The 23,105-nt window shown below is 58.8% G+C and carries 17 protein-coding genes; 9 read left to right on the top strand and 8 right to left on the bottom strand.

Translation table 11 applies throughout. The annotated features are described in order from the left end of the window. Positions 1–125: 125 nt before the first annotated feature. From urtE to ureC, 7 genes are all read left to right on the top strand, one after another. On the top strand, positions 126–824 hold the full coding sequence (urtE, locus tag DFS28_RS07460; RefSeq protein ID WP_056746278.1) for an urea ABC transporter ATP-binding subunit UrtE: 699 nt from the start codon (positions 126–128) through the stop codon (positions 822–824). Between the two features lie 30 nt (positions 825–854). Continuing rightward, positions 855–1,694 carry an urease accessory protein UreD gene (locus DFS28_RS07465; protein ID WP_111449218.1) on the top strand — a complete coding sequence of 280 codons (840 nt, stop codon included), beginning with the start codon at positions 855–857 and terminating at the stop codon, positions 1,692–1,694. 175 nt (positions 1,695–1,869) lie between these two features. Beyond that, positions 1,870–2,172 carry an urease subunit gamma gene (ureA, locus tag DFS28_RS07470; RefSeq protein WP_007907366.1) on the top strand — a complete coding sequence of 101 codons (303 nt, stop codon included), beginning with the start codon at positions 1,870–1,872 and terminating at the stop codon, positions 2,170–2,172. A 9-nt stretch (positions 2,173–2,181) separates the two neighbouring features. After that, positions 2,182–2,715: a GNAT family N-acetyltransferase gene (locus DFS28_RS07475; protein WP_111449219.1), complete on the top strand. Its 534-nt coding sequence runs from the start codon at positions 2,182–2,184 to the stop codon at positions 2,713–2,715. Between the two features lie 6 nt (positions 2,716–2,721). Continuing rightward, positions 2,722–3,255, top strand: coding sequence for a GNAT family N-acetyltransferase (locus DFS28_RS07480; protein ID WP_111449220.1), 534 nt, complete (start codon positions 2,722–2,724; stop codon positions 3,253–3,255). Continuing rightward, the gene (locus DFS28_RS07485) at positions 3,255–3,560 is read left to right on the top strand and encodes an urease subunit beta (protein WP_008146494.1); all 306 of its coding nucleotides are present in this window, start codon (positions 3,255–3,257) and stop codon (positions 3,558–3,560) included. The genes DFS28_RS07480 and DFS28_RS07485 overlap by 1 nt, the downstream gene beginning before the upstream one ends. Positions 3,561–3,701: 141 nt before the next feature. Continuing rightward, the gene (gene ureC, locus DFS28_RS07490; RefSeq protein WP_111449221.1) at positions 3,702–5,402 is read left to right on the top strand and encodes an urease subunit alpha; all 1,701 of its coding nucleotides are present in this window, start codon (positions 3,702–3,704) and stop codon (positions 5,400–5,402) included. 102 nt (positions 5,403–5,504) lie between these two features. Here ureC and DFS28_RS07495 read toward each other — a convergent pair whose 3' ends face one another. The 3 genes from DFS28_RS07495 to DFS28_RS07505 all read right to left on the bottom strand — a co-directional run bounded on the left by DFS28_RS07495 (position 5,505) and on the right by DFS28_RS07505 (position 12,289). Beyond that, a complete protein-coding gene (locus tag DFS28_RS07495; RefSeq protein WP_111449222.1) occupies positions 5,505–10,802 on the bottom strand; it encodes an NEL-type E3 ubiquitin ligase domain-containing protein in 5,298 nt (1,765 codons plus the stop codon). Between the two features lie 210 nt (positions 10,803–11,012). Continuing rightward, positions 11,013–11,318: a chaperone modulator CbpM gene (locus DFS28_RS07500; RefSeq protein ID WP_111449223.1), complete on the bottom strand. Its 306-nt coding sequence runs from the start codon at positions 11,316–11,318 to the stop codon at positions 11,013–11,015. A gap of 23 nt (positions 11,319–11,341) precedes the next feature. Further along, the gene (locus DFS28_RS07505) at positions 11,342–12,289 is read right to left on the bottom strand and encodes a DnaJ C-terminal domain-containing protein (protein ID WP_074873327.1); all 948 of its coding nucleotides are present in this window, start codon (positions 12,287–12,289) and stop codon (positions 11,342–11,344) included. Positions 12,290–12,578: 289 nt separating this feature from the next. Between DFS28_RS07505 and DFS28_RS07510 the strand changes: the two genes are divergently transcribed. Beyond that, entirely contained in the window at positions 12,579–13,853 is a 1,275-nt protein-coding gene (locus DFS28_RS07510) for an Hsp70 family protein (protein WP_111449224.1), read from the top strand. Between the two features lie 186 nt (positions 13,854–14,039). On the opposite strand, the gene DFS28_RS07515 is transcribed toward DFS28_RS07510, so the two are convergent. The 4 genes from DFS28_RS07515 to DFS28_RS07530 form a co-directional block, all read right to left on the bottom strand. Continuing rightward, positions 14,040–15,053, bottom strand: a complete 1,014-nt coding sequence (locus DFS28_RS07515) for an AI-2E family transporter (protein ID WP_111449225.1) — start codon at positions 15,051–15,053, stop codon at positions 14,040–14,042. 235 nt (positions 15,054–15,288) lie between these two features. Next, positions 15,289–15,594: a PsiF family protein gene (locus tag DFS28_RS07520; RefSeq protein WP_111449226.1), complete on the bottom strand. Its 306-nt coding sequence runs from the start codon at positions 15,592–15,594 to the stop codon at positions 15,289–15,291. Positions 15,595–15,679: 85 nt separating this feature from the next. Next, positions 15,680–19,963, bottom strand: a complete 4,284-nt coding sequence (locus DFS28_RS07525) for a dermonecrotic toxin domain-containing protein (protein WP_256596820.1) — start codon at positions 19,961–19,963, stop codon at positions 15,680–15,682. A gap of 347 nt (positions 19,964–20,310) precedes the next feature. Continuing rightward, complete coding sequence (locus DFS28_RS07530; protein ID WP_178082200.1) at positions 20,311–21,093, bottom strand: helix-turn-helix transcriptional regulator; 783 nt, start codon at positions 21,091–21,093, stop codon at positions 20,311–20,313. A gap of 96 nt (positions 21,094–21,189) precedes the next feature. Between DFS28_RS07530 and DFS28_RS07535 the strand changes: the two genes are divergently transcribed. Next, positions 21,190–22,077, top strand: a complete 888-nt coding sequence (locus DFS28_RS07535; RefSeq protein WP_111449228.1) for a DMT family transporter — start codon at positions 21,190–21,192, stop codon at positions 22,075–22,077. A gap of 96 nt (positions 22,078–22,173) precedes the next feature. Here the strand turns inward: DFS28_RS07535 and DFS28_RS07545 are convergent, their stop codons facing one another. Continuing rightward, on the bottom strand, positions 22,174–23,064 hold the full coding sequence (locus tag DFS28_RS07545) for a triacylglycerol lipase (RefSeq protein ID WP_111449230.1): 891 nt from the start codon (positions 23,062–23,064) through the stop codon (positions 22,174–22,176). Between the last annotated feature and the right edge of the window lie 41 nt (positions 23,065–23,105).

Genomic DNA, 23,105 nt, shown 5'->3' on the forward strand with positions numbered 1-23,105 from the left:
ATACCTATCCAATGTGGGAGCGGGCTTGCTCGCGAAAGCGGTGTATCAGGCAGCGAATATGTTGAATGCCAGTCCGCATTCGCGAGCAAGCCCGCTCCCACAGGGGATCTGAGGAGATCTGGAACATGCTGCAAGTCGACAAGCTGCACCAGTATTACGGCGGTAGTCACATCCTGCGGGGCCTGACGTTTGAGGTGAAGGTCGGTGAAGTCACCTGCCTGCTCGGACGCAACGGTGTGGGCAAAACCACCCTGCTCAAGTGCCTGATGGGTTTGTTGCCGGCCAAAGAAGGCGCGGTGAACTGGGAAGGCAAACCGATCACCGCGTTCAAGCCACACCAGCGGGTTCACGCAGGGATCGCTTACGTGCCGCAGGGTCGGGAAATTTTCGGCCGGCTGACCGTGGAAGAAAACCTGTTGATGGGCCTGTCGCGATTCCCCGGCGCTGAAGCCAAGGAAGTCCCGGCGTTCATCTACGAGCTGTTTCCGGTGCTGCTGCAGATGAAGCAGCGCCGCGGCGGTGACTTGTCCGGTGGCCAACAGCAGCAATTGGCGATCGGCCGAGCGTTGGCCAGCCGTCCACGCCTGCTGATTCTCGACGAACCCACCGAAGGCATCCAGCCCTCGGTGATCAAGGAAATCGGCGCGGTGATCAAGAAGCTTGCGGCCCGTGGTGATATGGCGATTTTGCTGGTGGAGCAGTTCTACGATTTCGCCGCCGAACTGGCCGATCAGTACCTGGTGATGTCTCGGGGTGAGATCGTGCAACAGGGTCGCGGGGAAAATATGGAGGCCGAGGGTGTGCGCGGTCTGGTTACGATCTAGTCTGTAGCGTCTCGACGATAATTAGACATCATGAATTTACCTGTTCCCACTGCCGTATTTACCCCGAGCTGGCACGCCGAGCTGGAACTCGGCTACGCCCGATTCGGCGACAGCACGCGCCCGGTTCAGCGCCGGCACAAAGGCCCGCTACGGGTGCAGAAGCATCTGTATGCCGAAGGACCCGAGGTTTGCCAGCACATCGTCGTGCACCCGCCGGGCGGGATTGCCGGGGGTGATCGGCTGGATATCTCGGCCAGTGTCGGCCCTGATGCCTGGGCGCAAATCACCAGCCCCGGCGCGGCCAAGTGGTATCGCGCGGCGGGGCCCGCTTATCAGCAGCTGGATTTGAAAGTGGCGAGCGGTGCGACACTGGAGTGGCTGCCACAGGAAACCATTATCTTCAGCGCCGCTCAGGCTGAGCTCAGCACCTCGATTGATCTGGAAGGCGATGCGCGATTGTTTTACTGGGATGTTGTGGCGCTGGGTCGCCCGGCCAGCGGCGAGCGTTTCGACCTCGGGCATTTTCAGGCGCAGCTGGACATCCGCCGCGACGGTCAGTTGCTCTGGCATGAACGCCAGCGCATTGTCGGAGGCGATGGTTTGCTGGATTCGCCGATTGGCCTGGATGGACAACCGGTGTTTGCGACCCTGTTAGTGACCGGCGACATCGATAGCGATTTACTGGAGAAATGCCGCTCGCTGCCCCATGACGTGCGCGGAGATCTGACCCAGTTGCCCGGGCTTTTAGTCGCCCGCTGCCTGGCCAGTGAAGCATTGTTGGCGCGGGGTTGGTTGATTGATTTGTGGCAACTGCTTCGGCCGGCATTGCTCGGCCGCGAAGCCGTCCCCCCCAGAATATGGAGCACCTGAAACACGATTCAATGTGGGAGCGGGCTTGCTCGCGAAAGCGGTGTGTCAGACACCGAAAATGATGAATGTAAGTCCGCTTTCGCGAGCAAGTCGAATCGTCGCACCGCCGCTCCCATAGGGCGTTCGTGTTTACAGATCCGAATACTTTTTTATCTGCCGATATGGATTCCAAACGATGGACCTGACCCCACGCGAAAAAGACAAGCTGCTGATCTTCACCGCCGGCCTCGTGGCCGAGCGGCGTTTGGCGCGCGGCGTGAAACTCAACTACCCGGAAGCCATGGCCTACATTTCCGCAGCGCTGCTCGAAGGCGCCCGCGACGGCCAGACCGTGGCCGAGTTGATGCACTTCGGCACCACCCTGCTCAGCCGCGAACAAGTGATGGAAGGCATCCCGGAAATGATCCCGGAGATCCAGGTCGAGGCGACCTTTCCCGACGGCACCAAACTGGTCACCGTCCACCAACCGATCGCCTGAGGCCGCGCCATGACTTACCACATCCGCGATGCAGCGCACGCCGACTTGCCGGCGATCCGCGACATCTACAACGACGCCGTGCTCAACACCACGGCCATCTGGAACGAACAGGCCGTGGATTTGGGTAACCGCCAGGCCTGGTTCAGCGCCCGCCAATCCCAGGGCTACCCGATTCTGGTGATTGTCGACGGCGACAACACGGTGCTGGGCTACGCTTCATTCGGTGACTGGCGGCCGTTCGACGGGTTCCGTCACACCGTCGAGCATTCGGTTTACGTGCGCAGCGATCAGCGTGGCAATGGTCTCGGCCCGCAATTGATGACCGCGTTGATCGAGCGCGCCAAAGGCTGCGACAAACATGTGATGGTCGCCGCCATCGAAAGCGGTAACGCCGCTTCTATTCGCCTGCATGAACGAGCCGGTTTTGTGACGACCGGCCAAATGCCCCAGGTGGGCACCAAGTTCGGTCGCTGGCTGGACCTGACTTTTATGCAACTGACCCTCAATCCTGGCGCGGAGCCGCCGACCGCCAACAAGGAGTAATTTGCCATGAACGCCGCCCAACTGCGCCGCGTCAATGTTGAAAGCTTTGCGCACTATCGTCAGGGTTTGATTGATCTGCTGCTCGACGCCGTCGGCTATGGCGCCAGTGTCGGGTTCATGGCCGATCTGGACGCGACCCAGGCCCGTGCCTATTTCGATGATGTTCAGGACAACCTGAACAAGGGCAACGTGCTGCTGTGGGTGGTGGTCAAGGACGAACAGGTACAGGCCAGCGTGCAACTGACCCTGTGCCAGAAAGCCAATGGCCTGAACCGCGCTGAAGTGCAAAAAATGTTGGTACGTGAACACGCGCGTCGTCGTGGTCTGGGCCAACAGTTAATGAGTGCTTTGGAACAAGCCGCCCTTCAGCACAAGCGCGGCATGCTCTACCTCGACACCGAGGCCGGCTCCCCCGCCGAAGACTTCTACAAAGCCCTGGGTTACACCAAGGCCGGTCAAATTCCCGACTATGCCTGCGACCCGAGCGGCCAGTACAAACCGACCGCCCTCTACTACAAGATTCTCCAAGGAGCCCATTGATGATTCCCGGTGAATACCAAATCCAGCCCGGTGATATCGAACTCAACGTGGGCCGCCGCACCGTCAGCCTGAAGGTGGCCAACAGCGGCGACCGGCCGATCCAGGTTGGCTCGCATTACCATTTTTTCGAAACCAACGACGCCCTGACCTTCGACCGCGCCGCCAGCCGCGGCATGCGCCTGAACATCCCCGCGGGCACCGCCGTGCGCTTCGAGCCGGGGCAGAGCCGCGAGGTCGAGTTGGTAGACCTGGCCGGGCATCGCCGGGTGTTCGGGTTTGCCGGGCGGATCATGGGTGACCTGTAAGTAATGCAGTGTCTGCACTGGCCCCTTCGCGAGCAAGCCCGCTCCCACAGGGGAATGCGATCAACTGTGGGAGCGGGCTTGCTCGCGAATCTGTGAGCGAAGCGAACAGTCTCAAATTCAATTGAATCTCAAGGCGAACGAATGAAGATTTCCCGTCAGGCCTATGCCGACATGTTCGGCCCCACCGTCGGTGACAAGGTCCGTCTGGCCGACACTGAGCTGTGGATCGAAGTCGAGAAAGACTTCACCACCTACGGTGAAGAAGTGAAATTCGGCGGCGGCAAAGTCATCCGCGACGGCCAGGGTCAAAGCCAATTGCTCGCCGCAGAGGTCGTCGACACGCTGATCACCAACGCGCTGATCATCGACCACTGGGGCATCGTCAAGGCCGATGTCGGCCTCAAGGACGGGCGCATCGCCGCCATCGGCAAGGCCGGCAACCCGGACATCCAGCCGAACGTGACCATCGCAGTCGGCGCCAGCACCGAAGTCATCGCCGGTGAAGGCATGATCCTCACCGCGGGCGGCATCGACACGCACATCCATTTCATCTGCCCGCAGCAGATCGAAGAAGCCTTGATGAGCGGCGTCACCACCATGATCGGCGGCGGCACCGGCCCGGCCACGGGCACCAATGCAACCACCTGCACGTCCGGCCCGTGGCACCTGGCGCGCATGCTCCAGGCCGCCGATGCGTTCCCGATGAACATTGGCTTCACCGGCAAGGGCAACGCCAGCCTGCCGGAGCCGTTGATCGAGCAGGTCAAGGCCGGGGCCATCGGCCTGAAGCTGCACGAGGATTGGGGTACCACCCCGGCCAGCATCGACAACTGCCTGAACGTCGCCGACCAGTACGATGTGCAAGTGGCGATCCACACCGACACCCTCAACGAGTCCGGTTTCGTCGAAACCACCCTCGCTGCTTTCAAGGGCCGCACCATCCACACCTATCACACCGAAGGTGCGGGCGGCGGTCATGCGCCGGACATCATCAAGGCCTGCGGCTTTGCCAACGTGCTGCCGAGTTCCACCAACCCGACCCGGCCGTTCACCCGCAACACCATCGACGAACACCTCGACATGCTGATGGTCTGCCATCACCTGGACCCAAGCATTGCCGAAGACGTGGCCTTCGCCGAAAGCCGCATCCGTCGCGAAACCATCGCCGCCGAAGACATCCTCCACGACCTCGGTGCGTTCTCGATGATCAGCTCCGACAGCCAGGCCATGGGCCGCGTTGGCGAGGTGATCACCCGCACCTGGCAGACCGCCGACAAGATGAAAAAACAGCGCGGCCCGTTGCCCGGTGATGGCGAAGGCAACGACAACTTCCGCGCCAAACGCTACATCGCCAAGTACACGATCAACCCGGCAATCACCCACGGCATCAGCCATGAAGTGGGTTCGGTGGAAGTGGGCAAATGGGCCGATCTGGTGCTCTGGCGCCCGGCATTTTTCGGCGTCAAACCGACGCTGATCCTCAAGGGTGGCGCCATCGCCGCCAGCCTGATGGGCGATGCGAACGCGTCGATCCCCACACCGCAACCGGTGCACTATCGCCCGATGTTCGCCAGCTACGGCGGCTCATTGCATGCCACCAGCCTGACCTTCATCAGCCAGGCGGCACAAGACGCCGGATTGCCCGAAGCGCTGGGATTGAAGAAAAGAATCGCCGTGGTCAAAGGCTGTCGCGAGGTGCAGAAAACCGACCTGATCCACAATGATTACCTGCCAAACATCGACGTCGATCCGCAGACTTATCAGGTCAAGGCCGACGGGGTTCTGCTGTGGTGTGAACCGGCTGACGTGTTGCCCATGGCGCAGCGCTATTTCCTGTTCTGAAGGTTCAAGGCACAAGAAAAAACCCTGAGTGCGCCAACACACACTCAGGGTTTTTCTGTTGTATCACCCGTTTCTTGAAGCGGGGTTTCAGCCAGCAGCTGGTCAGCTCTTGGTGTCCACCGTAAAGAGCGGAGGTTCAACCCGTTGCAGTTTTGCCCGGTCCATGGCTTGCTGAGTCAGTTGTTTGAGAAGGGTTTCACGCTCCTCCTTGATCAGGTCAAGCTCGGCGGCAAACGCTTCATCGGTCACGACTTGCCCCGGTGCAAAGGCGCTTTCAGGTTTACCGAGTTCGGCGGCCAGTATCCTTATTTCTTCCTTCAGCTTCTCTCGCTCTTCCAGTGTCAGGTCCGTGCGGGAGGCTCGTTCGTCAAGAGCAACCTTGAACTCGGTCGTCGCTACCGTTTTGCGATCAAACGCCCTGAAACGTGCGCGATTCGAACGCTGCACATAGGTCCGCCAAAATGGCTGCTCGGCAATCGAATCACGCAGCAGATCCCCCTCCTCCAGCCCCAGGATCCGCTGGTAGGCGTTCTCGATCATTTCGCTGGTAACGCCCGCGATCTGGCGAAACTGCATTCCACGCGCCTGCCACGGCAGGTCAAGCCGTTTTGCCAGGTCCGTCATGAACGCGAGGTGAACCTCGACCTCGTCAATGGTTCCTCGGACATTGCCTTGGCCGTCAACGCGTCGAAAACGTTCACCTGCGGCCTCGCGGTCGATGATATGTCGACGGGCGATTCGCTCGACTTCATCCAGGCGGCTCTTACCCCTGGCCAACTCGATCAACTGCGCTTCAGTCAAACTGGCGTTGCCCAATTCGAGGGCTTCCTGGACCAGCACATCTACCCCCAGAACGTTGAACAGCTGGGTCGCGCCATCCACGCATTGGGTGCGCATCGAAGCTTCGGTGAAAAACTTCGTGCGCAATTCAGCGTCCTTGGCCATGGTCTCGATCATCCGCCACATCTTGGCTGTCAGATCGGTTCGATAGGCGCCACCGGCGGTGAAGTCCGCCGATTGGGTCAGGCGCCTGATCTCGTCGAAGAAACCGGTCGAGTTGAACTCGTCTTCAAGCGCATCCCAGAGCTTTTGTTTCTCTACCCACTCGTCAAAGGTAATACCTTGTTGCCAGTCCAGGGTGTCACGCACGCCCCGGGGTGGATACGGGCGGTCAGGGTCCAGTCCTGTTGACCTGATGTATTCCCTGAGCAGCTCCAGGTTTTCGGGGGACATAAAGGGCGGTTGGCGGCTGAGCAACGTACGTGCCAGCAACTCCGCGTCGACCGAACCTGGCGTGACTTCGGGTATGTGTGTGAGCAGGTTGCGCTGCAGGTCCAGATAGATATGCCGGGGGCGCGGAAGGTCGAACAGCCCCGGTGGCCAGGTGGTCGCTCCGGTGTCGTACAGAAGCAGTGTGTGCAGGTCGGGCATGCGACCGATGTTCGGCAGCAGACTCAACGGATTGCCGGCCAGCGCCAGGGTTTGCAGCTTCGTGCAACGGCCGAGCATTTCGACATCGGCGGGCTTCAGCACAATCCGGTTTCCCGTGAGTTCGAGGAAATTGAGGTGCGGCATGTCGGCGATGTGTCGCGGCAAAGTGGTCAGTTTATTGCGACCAAGGTCCAGGGCTCGCACCTTGCGAAACGGCTTTAGAAAGGACTGTTCCGCATCGGTAATACCGGTGTTATATAGTTTCAGGTACGTGACATGGTCGAAATTGCCCTCCAGCGCCGGCATTTTTTTGAAATGCAGGTTCAGCGGAAAGCTGCTCAGGTCGAGCTTCTGCCCAACCACATTGCCGAACGAGTCAAACTGTTTTGGCCCCGTACGCTGCCAGCACTGCCTGATTTTTCGGGCGAATTGATTCCTGGCATTCCACTCCCCGACGCCACTGGGACTCAAACGAAAATCCCGGGTCGGCGAATTCACCCATCGCTTCAGCGTTGAATTCAACCGTTCGAACTCAAGTTCAAGCTCTTCGAGCTGCATGTCGACCGGAATCCCTTGTTGGTTGAAACGCTCCAGCAACGCAGTGGTTTCTTCCTCCGTGAAAGCGGGGTAGAGCTTTCTGATCCGCGCCTGCGAAATTTGCTCCCCACGCCCGCCAGCGAGCTCACGCAAATACCCCAACATGCCGCCTGGCAAGCGCATGGTTTGCGAGTCGTACAACGGTTTACGAATCGGCTGCTCAAGCAGGATCGGTTCGAATTGCTCGTGGCTGAGTGGTGAACGCCGCACCGCTTCCTTGAGCCGTGCACTTTCGTGAATGTCATAACCCAATGCGTTTCGTTCGGTATCCGGCAGGGCATGCAACACCGAGGCGTAGAGATCGTCGGTACCGTGCAGGTGCTGGTCCTCCGCGCCCCGCGCCTGATAACGACCATCCTCACCCAGCACCAATACTTTGCGGATCGGCGCATCCGCCGCCCCTACGCTTGCGAGCAGATCCCCGGAAAATCCCAAATGACGAATTTCGATCCGGACTTGCGTCGACCATCCGGGCAGGCTGGCCAGCGTGGCCAGTTCGAGCCGGCGAGTATCGGTACTTTCCAGTTCATCCAGGTAAAGCCCTTCATACGCCCGGTTCAAGCGCACGCGCTCCTGGGCCCGGCGTGCCTGCTGGCGCAAACGCAGCGACAGGCGCTGTTTCTCGGCCAGGTGTTTCAGGTCGGCGGGCTCGGCGTTGTCGAGTAATTCTTGCGCAACGCTGCCGGGCAGTTGCGGGTAATCGTCCACCAGCAAACGCACCTGCGCGCTGTCGGACACATCGCGGCTCTTGTATAGCGCGTCGAACAGGCGCTTGTGTTGTTTGCGCGCCTGCATGGCCAATCGGCTGCGCAGCGCGTCGATCCGTGAGGGCGTGTCATTGGCGACCTGTGCGCCAAGCATTTCCCGCAGTTCGGTCGGGTTCAGGGATTCAATCACTCGCTCAGGCAGTTTCCCGGCCATCACCTCCGAGCGGCTGATTTTGATGGTCTGCGGCTCAGCGGCCATGCTGTTGCCATGTTTGACGGATGCCCCGGTGCGATCATCGCCTTCGAACACCTCCAGGGCTCGGGACTCCGGCCAGCGTGGCAGCTCGACCAGAGTCGCCGGCAGAAAACCGGACATTTCCTCCGGCACCTGATTCGACAGGATTTGCTCGGGATAGTGTTGCGCGTCGGCATAGGTATTGAAGCGTTTGAGGGTGTCGCGCAGCAGCGCCGGCGGCGTTTCATGCTCGGCATGCAGCCGGCGCAACACGCCCTCTTCAACGCCACTCACCTTCTGGATTTTGGCCAGGGTGGCGGCCGAGTAATCCGCCATAGAGTCGTCCAGTCGGCGCATCAGGCGAGTCGTGTCCCAGGCCAGCGGTTGCTCGGTTTCAGCTTTCCAGGCACCAGCGCCGTTATGCTCCACCGTCGGTTGATAAGCGTTAGGCCGGGTCGGATGTTGCAGGCGATGCTCGCCCGTCACCGGGTCCTGGCGCACCTGGTAACGCTTTTGCTCCAGGCGCAGCCATTGCCGATCGTTGTGCTTATACAGCCCCAGGTCATCGGGTTTGGCCTCGGTGGGCAGCGTCAGCGGGTGTTCGTACGGCGTCAGGTCCGGTTTCCACAGGCGGGTCTTGCCCGTGGGCAGTTCCACCGGTTTGAGGTTGTCGATCAGCGGACTGGGTTTGACCGGGAGCCGGGCCGCCTGCGGGATCACGTGCCCGGCGCTCATCAGGGCCAGTTGCGCAAAGTTGATGATGACCCCGTTGATGTGCGCCGATGCCTCGTCGCGGTCGCCCTTGCTCCAGTCTTCGATGCCTTCCAGCAACTCGGCGGCCATCTGCGCCACCATCAGCGCCAGCATGGCTTCGCCCAGCCCCGGCACCAGCATCGCGGCAAAATTGAAGACGTTCCAGCCGATGTCCAGGTAGCTGCTCAGGCGCTTCCAGCGCGTGGCGGCGTCCTCATCGCCGGTCGGGACGGCAATCGCGCGCGCGTCGCTGAGCGCCTTGTCGCGCTTGAGCCGATACAGCTGCGGCCACAGTTCACCCGACAGTCGGTGGGTGACGGGTTCGGCATTCGGGTTCTCCACCGCGGTTTCCCGCCACCAGGGCCCCATGTCCAGCGGCTCGCGCTGCTGCCAGGTGATCCGGCTCAGACGCTCGCGGACCCGGGCAAAGAACCGGCCCTGGTCCTTGTGCGCCACGAAGCGGCTGAAGAACGCCTGATAGTCCGGCTCGCGCAGTTGGCTGATCAGCGTTTTCATGAAATCCGCCAGCGAGGCGTACTCTTTCAGCGGGTGCTGCGGGTCGTCCGGCACATAGGCAATCACCGGGCCGCTCAAGCGGCTTTGCCGGTAGATGTCACGCTGGCGCAGCATCTCTTCGCTGACCCCGGCCGGGCCATTGGCGAAAAACGCCTGCAGCAGTTTGAACTTGTCCAGGTCGCGACCTGGTGACATCGTCGACAACACGCTCGACCAGTCGAACCAGGAGGCCCGCACGTCAGGGGCCAGGGCCTCCACCGCCGCCTGGATCAGGCCCGCATCGCCCTCGGCGCTGAACAACACCACACCGTGCAACTTGAACCCCATCAGCGACAGCCGATGCAGGTGCAGCGGCCGCCGATGAAAACGGATATCGCTTGTGTTCTCGCGGAGCTGGCGCAACACCCCGTAGGCATTGGAACTGATGTCGTCTTTCAGCAGGGCGATCAGCGAGGCCAGTTCGAACGCCGCCTTTTCACTGGCGGCGCCATGCCGTTCCAGGGTTTGCCTTTTCTGCGCATCGGCCGGCAGCAGCCGGGCTTGCAGATGCGCTTGATACTGCCCGCCGAGGTCCAGCCGACGACACAGCGCGGCGATTTTACTCACCGTCATTGACGCTATCAGCGACGGTTCTCCCCTGAAGTTGCTGCGATAGACCCCGGAGCCGGTCCGGAAATAATCGGCGGCGGTTTCCGGTTCCTCGAAATTATGCAGCGCCGCGTCCAGGAGGCTGGACTCGCGCAGATGGCTGGCGCCGCGATCGATACCGAAGATGATCCGGTCCGGCACATACAGCTTAAGGGTCAGTTGGCTGACGTCCTCATGGACGTTGAAGTTCGAACTCATCGACAAGGACAGCAAGGGTTTGGCAAACGCTTTGATGTCCTGTTGCAGGTCTTGCAACGGGGCATCCACCAACCGCTGCAACAACCAGCGTTTGTCGATCAGTTCCTTGAGGTATTGCCGATCGATTGCGGAAGCTTTGAGGTACCAGCCCGGTGTCGGGACCATGGTGCTGGCGAGCAACGACATCCTGACCGGCGGGGTCGCTGTTATAGCGGGAGGAAGTGCCTGAACGATACGTTCATAATGAACACCGTTGTTGTCCGCCGGTAATACCGGCGAACTTGAAACATCGCTTACATCCTGTAACTCATCCATAGACTGACAATCCAAAACAACTTGATAAGCCCTCAGCTTAAATCCTGCGCAATAAAACAAAAGACTAAAAACCTGCTGAACGCTCTGGGCAATATTTAAATAATCATTCGAATATTAAAGAGATGGATATATATAAATACCGCCACGCCTTTCCGATACATCAACTAACAGAGTATCAATCTCGAGAAGGCCAGATTTTTTGATGTTGAACTACTCGATCACCAACCGAGCCAACCGCTGCTTGAGCATGCGGTTCTCGGCCCGTAGTTGCTGGACCTCTTCCAGCAGGTCCAGCGCCAGGGCGACGCCTTCCCATTCCAGCTCCAGGTCGCGCCGCAGCTTGGCGGCACGCTTGGCCAGCACCAACTCATAATCGTTGAAACGCCAATCCTTGGGCTGCTTGCCCTGAGGTTCGAGGATGCCGTGCTCGACGATTTCGATCACGTAGACGTCCGGCAGGTCGGTCGCCTCGCAGAATTCTGCCAGGTCCAGTTGAACGATCAGGGGGTTGCTCATGATGGGCTACTCCGTCTCTTGGATCAGAAGTTTTCTCTGGGGTTGAAAGCCGCTTTTTTCGCCAGTTCCTGCCACAGCGCCTTGACCTCGTCGTCCGAGGTTTTAGGCATGACGGCCTTGAGCTGTACAAACAGATAACCGCGATGACCGGCCTTGTTCAGCAAACCGTGGCCCTTGGCGCGCATGCGCTGGCCGTTCTGGCTGCCGGCCGGGATCTTGAGGTTGATCTTGCCTGTCAGGGTAGGCACTGCCACCTCAGTACCTAATGCCAACTCCCACGGCGCCAGCGGCAAGGTAATGATCAGGTTCTCGCCTTCGACGTCGAACTTGGGGTGCGGCGCAAAGCGAATGATCAGGAACAAGTCGCCATTGGCCCCGCCACCCGTGCCCGGTGCGCCCTGGCCCTTGAGGCGGATGCGCTCGCCGTCGGCCACGCCGGCCGGGATCTTCACGTTCAGGCTTTTGCTGGTGTTGCTGACATGCTGGCCGGCAGCGTTGTACTGCGGCACCTGGAAAGTAACCTTCTTCGATTCGCTCGAAAGGGTTTCTTCCAGGAAAATCCCGAGTTCCATTTCCACATCTTGCCCTCGACGCCCGGCGCTGCGGCCTGACTGTCCACCCCCAAAACCAGGGCCACGGTTGCCGAAGATCGAACTGAAGAAGTCCGAAAAATCGCCCGTGTCCTGACCACCACCGAAACCGCCTGCGCCACGCCCCTGCCATCCCGGCGGGCCCTGGAACGGTTGGCCGTGCTGGCCGTATTTGCGCAAGTCGTCGTATTCGGCGCGCTTGTCGGCGCTTTTCAGCGCTTCATAGGCTTCCGAGGCGTCTTTGAATTTGGACTCGGCGTCCTTTTCCTTGCTGACATCCGGGTGATATTTACGCGCCAGCTTACGATAGGCGGCCTTGATCGTCTTATCGTCCGCGGTCGGTTCCACACCGAGAATCTTGTAATAGTCTTTGAAGTCCATCTAAGGATCACCATCCGTTATCGATATCGCGCCACTACCGGCAGCATGCGCTCTTTGGCAGCCGCCAGGTTGATCGATCTCAAGGTGGCAGCGCATCAGAAGTTTTTCGGCAGCAGTGGGCGGTTCTTGCGACCGTCCGAGGGCTGCCAGGGCCAATGCAGACAAGTTTGGGGCATCTGGCCGTCTTATCAAGGCGCTAATCGTGGAGATTTAGCGGATAGTCGGCCTTCGAATCTGCGCCGCACTGACATACACTGCGCGGCCGTTTTTTAACCGGAACTCGATAGACATGAAAAACGCATCTCCAGCCCGTGCCTGTGGTATCGACTTCGGCACGTCCAACTCCACCGTCGGCTGGCTGCGCCCCGGCATGGAAACGCTGATCGCGCTGGAGGACGACAAGATCACCCTGCCTTCGGTGGTCTTCTTCAACATGGAAGAACGCCGCCCGGTGTACGGCCGCCTCGCGCTGCACGAGTACCTGGAAGGCTATGAAGGCCGGCTGATGCGCTCGCTCAAGAGCCTGCTGGGCTCCAAGCTGATCAAGCACGACACCAGCGTCCTCGGCACGGCAATGCCGTTCAAGGATTTGCTCGGGCTGTTTATCGGCCAACTGAAGAAACGCGCCGAAACCGCCGCCGGTCGCGAGTTCGATGAAGTGGTGCTCGGTCGTCCGGTGTTTTTCGTCGATGACGATGAAATGGCCGACCAGGAAGCCGAAAACACACTGGTGGACGTGGCCCGCGCCATCGGCTTCAAAGACGTTTCGTTCCAGTACGAACCGATTGCGGCGGCCTTCGACTATGAGTCGACCATCGAAAAAGAAGAGCTGGTGCTGATCGTCGACATCGGCGGTGGTACCTCGGACTTCTCGCTGGTGCGCCTGTCCCCTGAACGCCGTACCCACGACAACCGCCACGATGACATCCTCGCCACCGGCGGCGTGCACATCGGCGGGACCGATTTCGACAAGCAGCTGAGCCTGCAAGGCCTGATGCCGCTGTTCGGCTATGGCAGCCGGATGAAGAGCGGCGCCTACATGCCGACCAGCCACCATATGAACCTGGCGACCTGGCACACCATCAACTCGGTGTACTCGCAAAAGTCGACCCTGGCGCTGGGCAGCATGCGTTACGACATCGAAGACACCGGCGGCATCGATCGCCTGTTCAAGCTGATCGACCAGCGCGCCGGCCATTGGCTGGCCATGGAAGTGGAAGAAACCAAGATCCAGCTGACCCACGCCGACAGCCGCCATGTGCCGCTGGACCGCATCGAACCGGGGTTGAGTGTGGAGCTGAGCCGGGCACTGTTCGAATCGGCTATCGACAACTTGCTGGAGCGCGTACGTAACAGCGTGACCCAGCTGTTGAACGACGCCAATGTACGAGTCGATCAGGTCGATACGGTGTTCTTCACCGGCGGTTCGAGCGGGATTCCGGCACTGCGCAACAGCGTTTCGGCGATGTTGCCGAACGCGCGGCACGTGGAAGGGAACATCTTCGGCAGCATCGGCAGCGGCTTGGCGATTGAAGCGATGAAACGCTACGGCAACATGGACTGACCTGACACCCTGTGGTGAGAGGATTTATCTGTGGTAAGAGGATTTATCTGTGGTAAGAGGATTTATCTGTGGCGAGGGGATTTATCCCCGTTGGGCTGCGAAGCGGCCCCTTCTTTTTTGGATAAGGGGGGCCGCTTCGCGACCCAACGGGGATAAATCCCCTCGCCACAGTAGATCAGCAGCGGATCAAACCATCCCCACCTGCTTCAACTCACTCTTCAGGTACGCGTAATAAATCGGCCCCGCCACCACCCCCGGCAGGCCGAACGCGGCCTCGAACACCAGCATCGCCAGCAGCAACTCCCACGACTTGGCACTGATCTGCCCGCCAACGATGCGCGCGTTGAGAAAGTATTCGAGTTTGTGGATAAAAATCAGGTAACCCAGCGCCGCCACGGCCACCCAGATCGACAGCGACAAACCGACGATGGTGATCAGGGTGTTCGACATCAGGTTGCCGATCACCGGCAACAGGCCGAGCAGGAACGTCAGTACGATCAGGGTTTTGGTCAGCGGCAGCTTGATCCCGAACGTCGGCAGGACCACCGCCAGGAAAATCCCGGTGAAGAAGGTGTTGAGCAGGGAAATCTTGATCTGGGCGAACACGATGTTGCGAAACGCCTGGACCAGCAGGTGCAAGCGTTCGAACAGCGCGGCGGCCAATGGCTTGCGCTTGGTCACGTCCGGCACGCGCTGCAAGGCAATGATCGCCCCCAGCACCATGCCGATCAGCAGCGTCACAAACATGTGCGCCGCGTCCTTGCCCACCAGTTGCAAGTCGCTGAGGTGCTTGCTCACCCATTCGCCAATCGCCACACGGAATTCGGCGGCGCTGGCGGGCAGATAGGCGTCGATGAACGGCGGCAGTTGCCCGCGCGCCCGATCAACCACGTGCATGAATTTGTCGAGAGAAGCGCCGGGGTTTTCCGCTTCATGCAACAGAAAGCTGAAGGCACCGGCAAAGATCAGCGTCAACACACTGACCACTAGCGTTCCCAACAACGCCACCGCCAGCCAGCGCGCACGCCGCCCTTCGATCAGGCGCTGCAATTGTGGGGTGAGCATGTTGACCAGTTCGAACACCAGCAGGCCGGCCAGCAAACTCGGCAGTAATCGCAGCGGGATCACCAGCAACAAACCGCCGAAAATGATGACCCAACTGATGAGTTGCAAGACTTGGCGTTGAGAAAACGTTGGCATACAGCCTCAAAACGAACGGCGTAAAAGGATTGGCAGTCTGCCAGCGTTCCGATGCCAGCACTAGGGATTGTGTAGGTCGACCTTAGTGGGGGCGGTGGCGGCTTTTTGCAGTGCCCTTGCCGGCCCCTTCGCGAGCAAGCCCGCTCCCACAATGGATCTGTGTCCGCAGGACAAATGTGGGAGTGAGCCTGCTCGCGATGAGACCCTCTCAGCCCCACATCTTGCCGCCCAATGATTATTTTTTCTTCAGGCATTCGCTCATGAAGGCTTTACGCGCATCGCCTTTCAACGCCTGAGTGGCGGCATCGGCGTTGCAGGTTTTCATCTTCTCTTGCTGAGGGGTAAGGGTTTTTGCGTCATTGGCGGCCGGGGCCGCTTTGAGGCAATTGCTCATGAACGCTTTGCGTTCGTCTCCCTTGAGGCTTTTCGCGGTGGCGTCAGCATTGCAGGTGGTCATCTTGTTCTGTTGCTCGGTGGCGGCAAAGCCCTGGGCGCAGAACAGCAGACCGATCATCAACAAAGGGACACGCAACATCTTCATGAAGTTTTCTCCTTGTTGTCGCGCCGAGCGGCGCGACCTCAAGGGTAGTGTAGACAAGACCTGTTACCGCTTCATCCGCCAGCGATTATTCAGCATCCTCCTGCGCACGCAGGATGTCGTCGAACGCTTTCAAGTAGTTGCGATAAGCCTCAACTCGATTTTCAATGACCGAGGCAGGCAATCGCTCGAATGAAACCGGAGTGCCGTCCTCCACACGGTAGGTTTGGCCTAACTCTTTTAATGATGTCCATTGGGCGTACGCCCCGGATGTGTACAGCTTGTTCATTTTTATCTGCCTGAACGTGTTCGTTTCGGAAACGACAGGCAACGTCGCCGGGCCTGGTGGCGCCTCATTGATAAAGTTGTATTCGCTGACGGCCGGACCGGGCGCCAGTGTCTCCACCGGCGGCATTTCGAACTCGAAGTAGCCCTTGCTCGCCAGATGCGCCGCGGGGAACTCCGGCCAGGAGTCGGCGACGACCAGAGTCCCGGGATTGTCCAAGTCGCCAATGACCACATATTGATGATCGAAGTCAGAGGCTTTGACGATGTGAATGCTCGATGTCCGGGGCTGGCTGGCGAGGATCGAAAACGTCACTTTCGAGTTTTCCGAGCAATTGCCGCCCTTGATTTCAATGGCTTTACGAGCCGCTTCAGCGATGGTCAGTTTTGCGGTGAAACCACCTTCCTCCAGGTTCAGCTCCCTAAGACCCTTGATCTTCGCAATCGCCGAACCGCCCTTCTCCCACATGCTCGGCAATTGATTGCCGGACAGGGGGATAAGCTCCTTGGTGCGGCAGATTGCACGTTGTGCCATTTTCAGGTCGGCCATGATTGGCGGCGAAACCTCAATCGGTTCGTCGGACGTCACGACATCACTGGACAGCAGCTCACCATAGCTGAGCAAATCGGCCAATTCAGGGCTTGGCGTTACAGCGTTTTCCCGGACTGAACGTAACAGCGCCTGATACTCATCCGTCCGGCCGGTGCGCTCCAGATTTCGGGCATTGATGGCCAGGTTGCGCTCGGATTCGGGCAGCGGGATCAGGCCATCCCTGGTGAACATCTGCTCAATCAATGGTGTGAATTGCTCGTCCGACATCAGCTTTTCCAGGTCCGGCAACGCTTCGATGCTCTGTACGATGTTTGCATTGGCTTGCGCATCTTCGGCGGTGTTGGCGTCATACAACGCCTGCCAAAGAGAAGAAAAGTACTCTTCAGAATAGTTGTCCTTTATAAGCTTCAAGCCACGCAGGTAGTCATATTTTGCGTAGGACGAGACGGAAGAATCAAACGCACCTGCAACAAGACTCGGATAAAGAACCCCAATCGCCTGCAACACGACCGCCTCACCTTCGCCGGTCGGAGCGCCACCACGCAGGCGCATGACCTGCGGATCGAAAGTGAGCGGGTCAAGCACCGGAAGGTCTGAAAGGACTTTCAGGAGCCGATAAGGTTTCAATGCCCGATTACGAATCGCCTCTTTCAGTTGCCGTCCTTGCCCTATGTGAATGTTCAGGGCATTACGCTCGGCGTCCGGTAGTGCCTGCAGGATCGATGAATAAAAGTCCGACCCGGCATTCAAGGCGTTGCCCTCATCGTCATAGGCCTGGAAGGTCAGGTCTTCACGTTCGACGATGGTGCGTCGAATGGCGGCATCTTCCTTGCCAATGCTGTCCAGCAACGCACCTCCCAACTCGAACCGGTGAACGTCGATTCGCACGTCAGGATTCCAGCCGGGCAGGTTTTCCAGCGAGTGCAAGGCCAGCCTGCGGGTATCAGGATTGTCGACTGACTTCAGATGCAGCCCTTCATAAGCGCGGGCACTTCGTACGTCCCTAAGAGCCCAGCGCGCGAGGTTTTCCAATCTGTCGGACAGTTTCGCTCGTGCGATATCCTGCAACTCCTCGGGGGAGGCAATCGCCAGCAACTCTTGCGCAACGGTGCCCGGCAAATCCGGCACTCGGTCCTGGATATTTCGCACCAAGGCACTCTTCGCACTTCGGGCATTTTCAAGCTGACGGTAGCGCGCCTCGAACAGCCCTGTACGCCTGTTTTTGGCAAGTTTCGCCAGTTCAAGCCGCAGCTGTCGCGCGTTCACCTCGGCGGCCAATACCGGTGCGCCGAACTCGTTGTTCATCAGTGTTTTTGTTTCCGCTTGATCAAGGTGGGCTAACAGCGTTTTAAGCAAATCACCGTCGATCAAGCGATCCTTTCGTATCCGAACAGGTGACGCGTCGGCACGGCCAATCACCTCAAGGACCTGACCGTCAGCGCCCACCAGCTCAATTGCCCTACCGGGCCATACGCCATCGAGCAACCGGAACTGAAAGGCGGGGTCGGCTTTTAAATAGTCTTGCGGATGTTCACTGCCAATCTGCTCAATAAATGTCTGAATATCGTGGTCGATCCGGAAGCGCGTCACGGTATCGCTCAGCAAGGGCAAAGCGCGCTCCTTGTCGACATACATCCGGCGGATCGCGTTGACGTCGCTGCGACTGACCGTTCGAATGTCGCCGTATGCGTCCGCCAACCCTTTCATTGACTGGCCGAGTCGCGCCATCAACGTATCGTCATCCCACAAATGCGGCTGCTCTCCCTCAATCACGAAGGCGCCTTCTCCATTACTCTCGACCAGCGGTTGATACGCGTCCGGCCGGACTGGATGTTGCACTCGGTGCTTGCCAGTCTGCGGGTCTTTATTGAGTTCGAAGTAGCGCGTATCAAGATTGAGGATCGGCTTGCCTTCATGCCGATGCAGCCATTGATCGTCAGGTTTTGAATCGGCGGAAAGCATAAGATCGCGCTGGTAGGCCTCGAGGTTCTGTCCCCATAGACGCTTGTCGCCGTTGGCCAGGGTGACCGGCTTGCTCCCTTCGATGAACGAAGAAAGCTTGGGTAGCACCACCTCCGATCCGAGCTTCATGCCCGCGCCGAACGTGCCCAACTGGATCAAACTTTCAGCGAAGCCGATCAGGTGCTCGGCCCCTTCCAGATAAACACCTTCGGCCAGGTCAACGACACCTTCGACCACTTCACTGACTAATTGATAAACCATGTAAGCCATCATCGCCTCGCCCAGAAAAGGCACGAACGGCGTCACGACCAATAATGCGGCATTGAGAACGTCGGACAGCATCTTCTCCAAATTGTCGAACCAGGCCCAACGCTCCATGCGGTCGGCATCGGCGGTGGAAATCACCATCTCCCGTGCGTCGTTGAGGATTTTGTTTTGCTGGACCTGGTAGAGATAAACCCACAGGTCGCCATTGAAACGGGTTTCGCTATCCTCTTCGAACTTCAGGGTCCCAAAACGAAGGCGTGGGTTATCCACGGCAGTTTCTCGCCAGACAGGCAGGTCCACGCCCCATTCCTTTTCATGCCGGGTGATCACGACAAGTTTGCTGTTAAGTTCGGCAAAGAAATGCCCGCGTTGCTGATGGGCGACAAAGCGGCTGAAGAACTGCTGATAACTGCGCCTGTTGGGGAAGCCTTCACGAGTGGGCGCCTGGCCCGCGTCGCGCAACTGGCGGGTGAGTTCGAGCGCGAACTCGCCCAGCGACGCATACTCTTTCAACGGATGATCGGGGTCGTTCGGCACATAGGCAATGAGTCGCCTCCCTGCACCGGCAGCGTCCAGATCACCGGCGATCAGCACAATGCCGTGCAGCCGAGTGTCCAGCATCGTCAGGTGATAGTAACGAACCGGGATGCCTTCCAGTGTCAGGCCTTTAACCCCCTCGAGTATGCCCTTCATCACCCGATAGCCGTTGGCCGAGATATCTTTTCGCATCAAGGCCCAATCCATGGCGGCATTCAGCGCGGCTTTCTGACTTTTGATAATTCTGTGCTGCACCACGCCTTTTGCCAGGCCATCGCTGGGACGCAAATAACTTTCGAGGTGTTCTTTGTATCGAGCGCCAATATCCAGTTCCCGACATACTGCCTTGAACTGTTCGATAGACACCTTGTTTCGGATGTCCAGTATTTCAAAGCGACCCAGTTCGTCAGGTCTGGAAATAAACTGCGAGTCAGAGAGCAGAACTTCATTGAGTGCAAAGTTGTGCAACGCCGCATCAAGCATGGAGACGGTTCGAGAACTAACACCGCCCGTAATGTTATGCACCCACGGGGACAACTTTGCCGGAGAGAACAACTTTAAATAGGTGTTTCTAACATCGATGTCGACTCCGTATTGTTGTTTCAATGCCTGATGCAGTAAAGGTTCGGCAAATGCGTAAACATCTTGCAATTCACCGAGCATTCGGTCGACATGATTTTGGGCTTCCCAACTTGCCACCATCGTTTTTTTCAGACGTGAGTGCAATGCCGAAGACGCTTCTTTACTCCATTGAGGGATACCGGACATCCCAAGCTTCAGCGCACGTACTCTTTCTAACGAGGCATCAGTCACCCAGGTGGGTAGAGCCTCTTTGATAAATTCATGATGTATACTTTTTTCTTGCGTAGTTAATACGGACGGGACGCGAACTAAAACTGAATACCCCATGATTGATGACTCCAAGCAAGTTAATAAATGCGTACTGGAGCATACAGCGAGGCATAGAAATTTTATTGAGTGTATTTACGACAAAATCTGTAAGAGGCTTCGCAATAAAACAGATGTCGACTAAACAAAGCTACAACACACGACACCGCAACATTCAACTTAACGTTCATTCAGTATTATTTAAGAAACACTACTACTCAGGAACATCAGGTTCCCCGGTGTCGCCGATACTGTTCCGGCGTGCACCCTGCCTGGCGTTGAAACATCGCGATAAACGCAGAGCCCGTGCTGTAGCCCATGTCAAAGGCGATTTCCTGGATGCTGCGGTGGCTGTCCAGCGCTTCGATCGCTGCCAGAAACCGCAACCGCTGCCGCCACTCGCCAAAACTCATGCCCAACTCACGCACGAACCGCCGCGCCAGGGTGCGTTCGCTGACATGGATCTGCGCGGCCCACTCCGCCAAAGGTCGGTTATCACCGGGCTCGGCCTGCAAGGCTTCGAGTATCCCGAACAAGCCAGGGCTGCTGGCGTAGGGCAAATAACATTCCTGCACCGGCGCCTGCTGCAGTTGGTCCACCAACACCTGGGCCAGACGTTGGTCGGCTTCGTGCTCGGGAATCTTCACATCGCGGCCGGCGAAGTCTTTGAGGATCGCTTTAAGGATGTCGCTGATGGCCAGGGTGCAGGCCTGTTGCGGCAGGTCCTGGCACATCGGCGGAGCCAGGCAGACCGCGCGATAGTTGATCGGCTGATGGCTATAGAAGCTGTGTTCGGTCTGCGGCGGCACCCATACCGCGTATTGCGGCGGTGACATGAAGCGGCTGCCACCGATTTCCATGTGCAATACGCCGTGGGCCGAATACTCCAGCGTGCCCCATGGATGACGGTGCGCCGAGGCATAACGATGCGCATCAAAGTCGGCATAACGGAAGTACACCGGGGCCGGCAATTCGCTGAAGTCGAGCAAATCGATGTGTTTACTGTTCATGCTGTCCGTCATCAGGGGCAGGTTGTCTGGATCGAAGTATAGGCTTGTATCCAGACAGGCGATAATCACCCCTCATTAACGCTCTGGTTTTCTCTGATGCAATACGCTTATCCCCTGCTGGCCATTTTCATTTGGGCCGGCAACACCGTGATCACCAAGATGTCGGCCGGGGCGATCTTCCCCGCCGAGATCGGCTTTTACCGCTGGCTGCTTGCCGGACTGCTGTTCACCCCCTTCATGCTCAAACCGGTGATCGTCCATTGGCCGGCGATCCGCCCGAACCTGGGCAAGATCTTTGTGCTCGGCGTGCTCGGCATGGCGGTTTACCAAAGCCTGGCGTACTTCGCGGCAAGCCTGACCTCGGCCACCAACATGGGCATCATCCTGTCGCTGATGCCACTGATGTCGCTGGCCATGGCGATCATTAGCCTCGGCCAGCGCCTGACCATCGGCGCACTGGCCGGTGCGGTGCTGTCGTTCGCGGGGGTATTGGTGGTCGTCTCGTCCGGCAGCCTTGGTGCGCTGCTCGAACACGGGGTGAACCTGGGTGACGCGATGATGCTGATCGCCACCCTGGCCTACGCGATCTACAGCACGCTGCTGAAAAAATGGCAGCTGCGTTTACCGCCGCTGGTGTTGCTGTACATGCAGGTATGGGTGGCCGTAGCGGTACTGTTTCCGCTGTTCCTCGCTTCACCGAAGATCGGTCCGACGCTGCAGAACATTCCGCTGGTGCTTTACGCCTGCCTGCTGGCTTCGATGGTTGCGCCATTGGCATGGATGCAGGCCGTGATCCGCCTGGGGCCGAGCCGGACTACGCTGTTTTTCAATCTGCTGCCGTTGATTACTGCGCTGATTGCGGCGGTGGTGCTGCATGAGCAGTTGGCGATGTATCACTTGGTGGGCGGGGTGTTGACGTTGGGTGGGGTGATTCTTTCGGAGCGCTGGACCACGGTGTTGGGGCGTAAGGTCGTCGCTGCCTGATCTGGCGCCTTCGCGAGCAAGCCCGCTCCCACATTTGGAATGCATTCCCCTGTGGGAGCGGGCTTGCTCGCGAAGAACGATAACTCGGTCTGAAGGCTAAACACCGGCGGCTTTCAGCCGCGCCGCATGCTCAACAAACAACCGCACCGGCTCCGCGCTCCTGCCCACCAATCCCAACGACTGATTGACGATGTCGAAGTGATCCATCGGATACTCATCCCCAATCACTGTCCCCAGATGCGAGCTGTAACGCCCGACCATCCCGTCGCAATGCCCGGCTTCTCGAACGAAGGTCCTGGCAAACAACCGACAACTGCGGTTAGTCCCATCAAACAGGTTTCGCCCGCGATTGGTCTTGCCCGGCTGCAAGGTCCCGGACCATGAGTAATACCGCACGCCGTTGACCTCTTCCGGCCCATGCCCGCCCCAGGTATCAGGCAAGCCCTGTGGATAACGCTGGTTGAACAGCGCCACGCCTTCCGTCGTCAGTGAATGATGGGAGGCATGGATATCAACCGGCAATTTCGGTCCGCGATAACCGGTTTCCAGCAGGCTCATCAGCGCACAGATCCAGCGCAGCAAAACGCTGAGCAACCGCCCCTTGGCGCTGTCTCCCGGATAGTGTTTGTGCAGGTAATCCGCCAGCTCCGAACCGTGATTGGGTCCTGCCACCGAGGTGACCGAGGCGACCCGGTCCGGGCGTTTGGCCGCGGCATAGCGGGCGGTCAGCGCCCCTTGGCTGTGGCCGATCAGATTGACCTTCTCGGCCCCGGTTTCCCGCAGGATTTCCTCGATCCGCGCCAGCAGTTGCTCGCCGCGCACTTCGCAGGAGTTGATCGGCGAGACCTGCACCGCGATCACCGTTGCGCCACCCCGGCGCAACGCAGAAATGATCCCGTACCAATACGGATAGATCAGCAGACGGATAAACCCGAGCATTCCCGGGACCAGCACCAAGGGGTAACGCGTGGCGGAACCTTGCGACATGGGCGAACGTCCTTGTGATCGGTGAGGTGAGGCAAGGCTGA

The organism is Pseudomonas sp. 478 (assembly GCF_003254125.1).
Taxonomy (GTDB): Bacteria; Pseudomonadota; Gammaproteobacteria; order Pseudomonadales; family Pseudomonadaceae; genus Aquipseudomonas.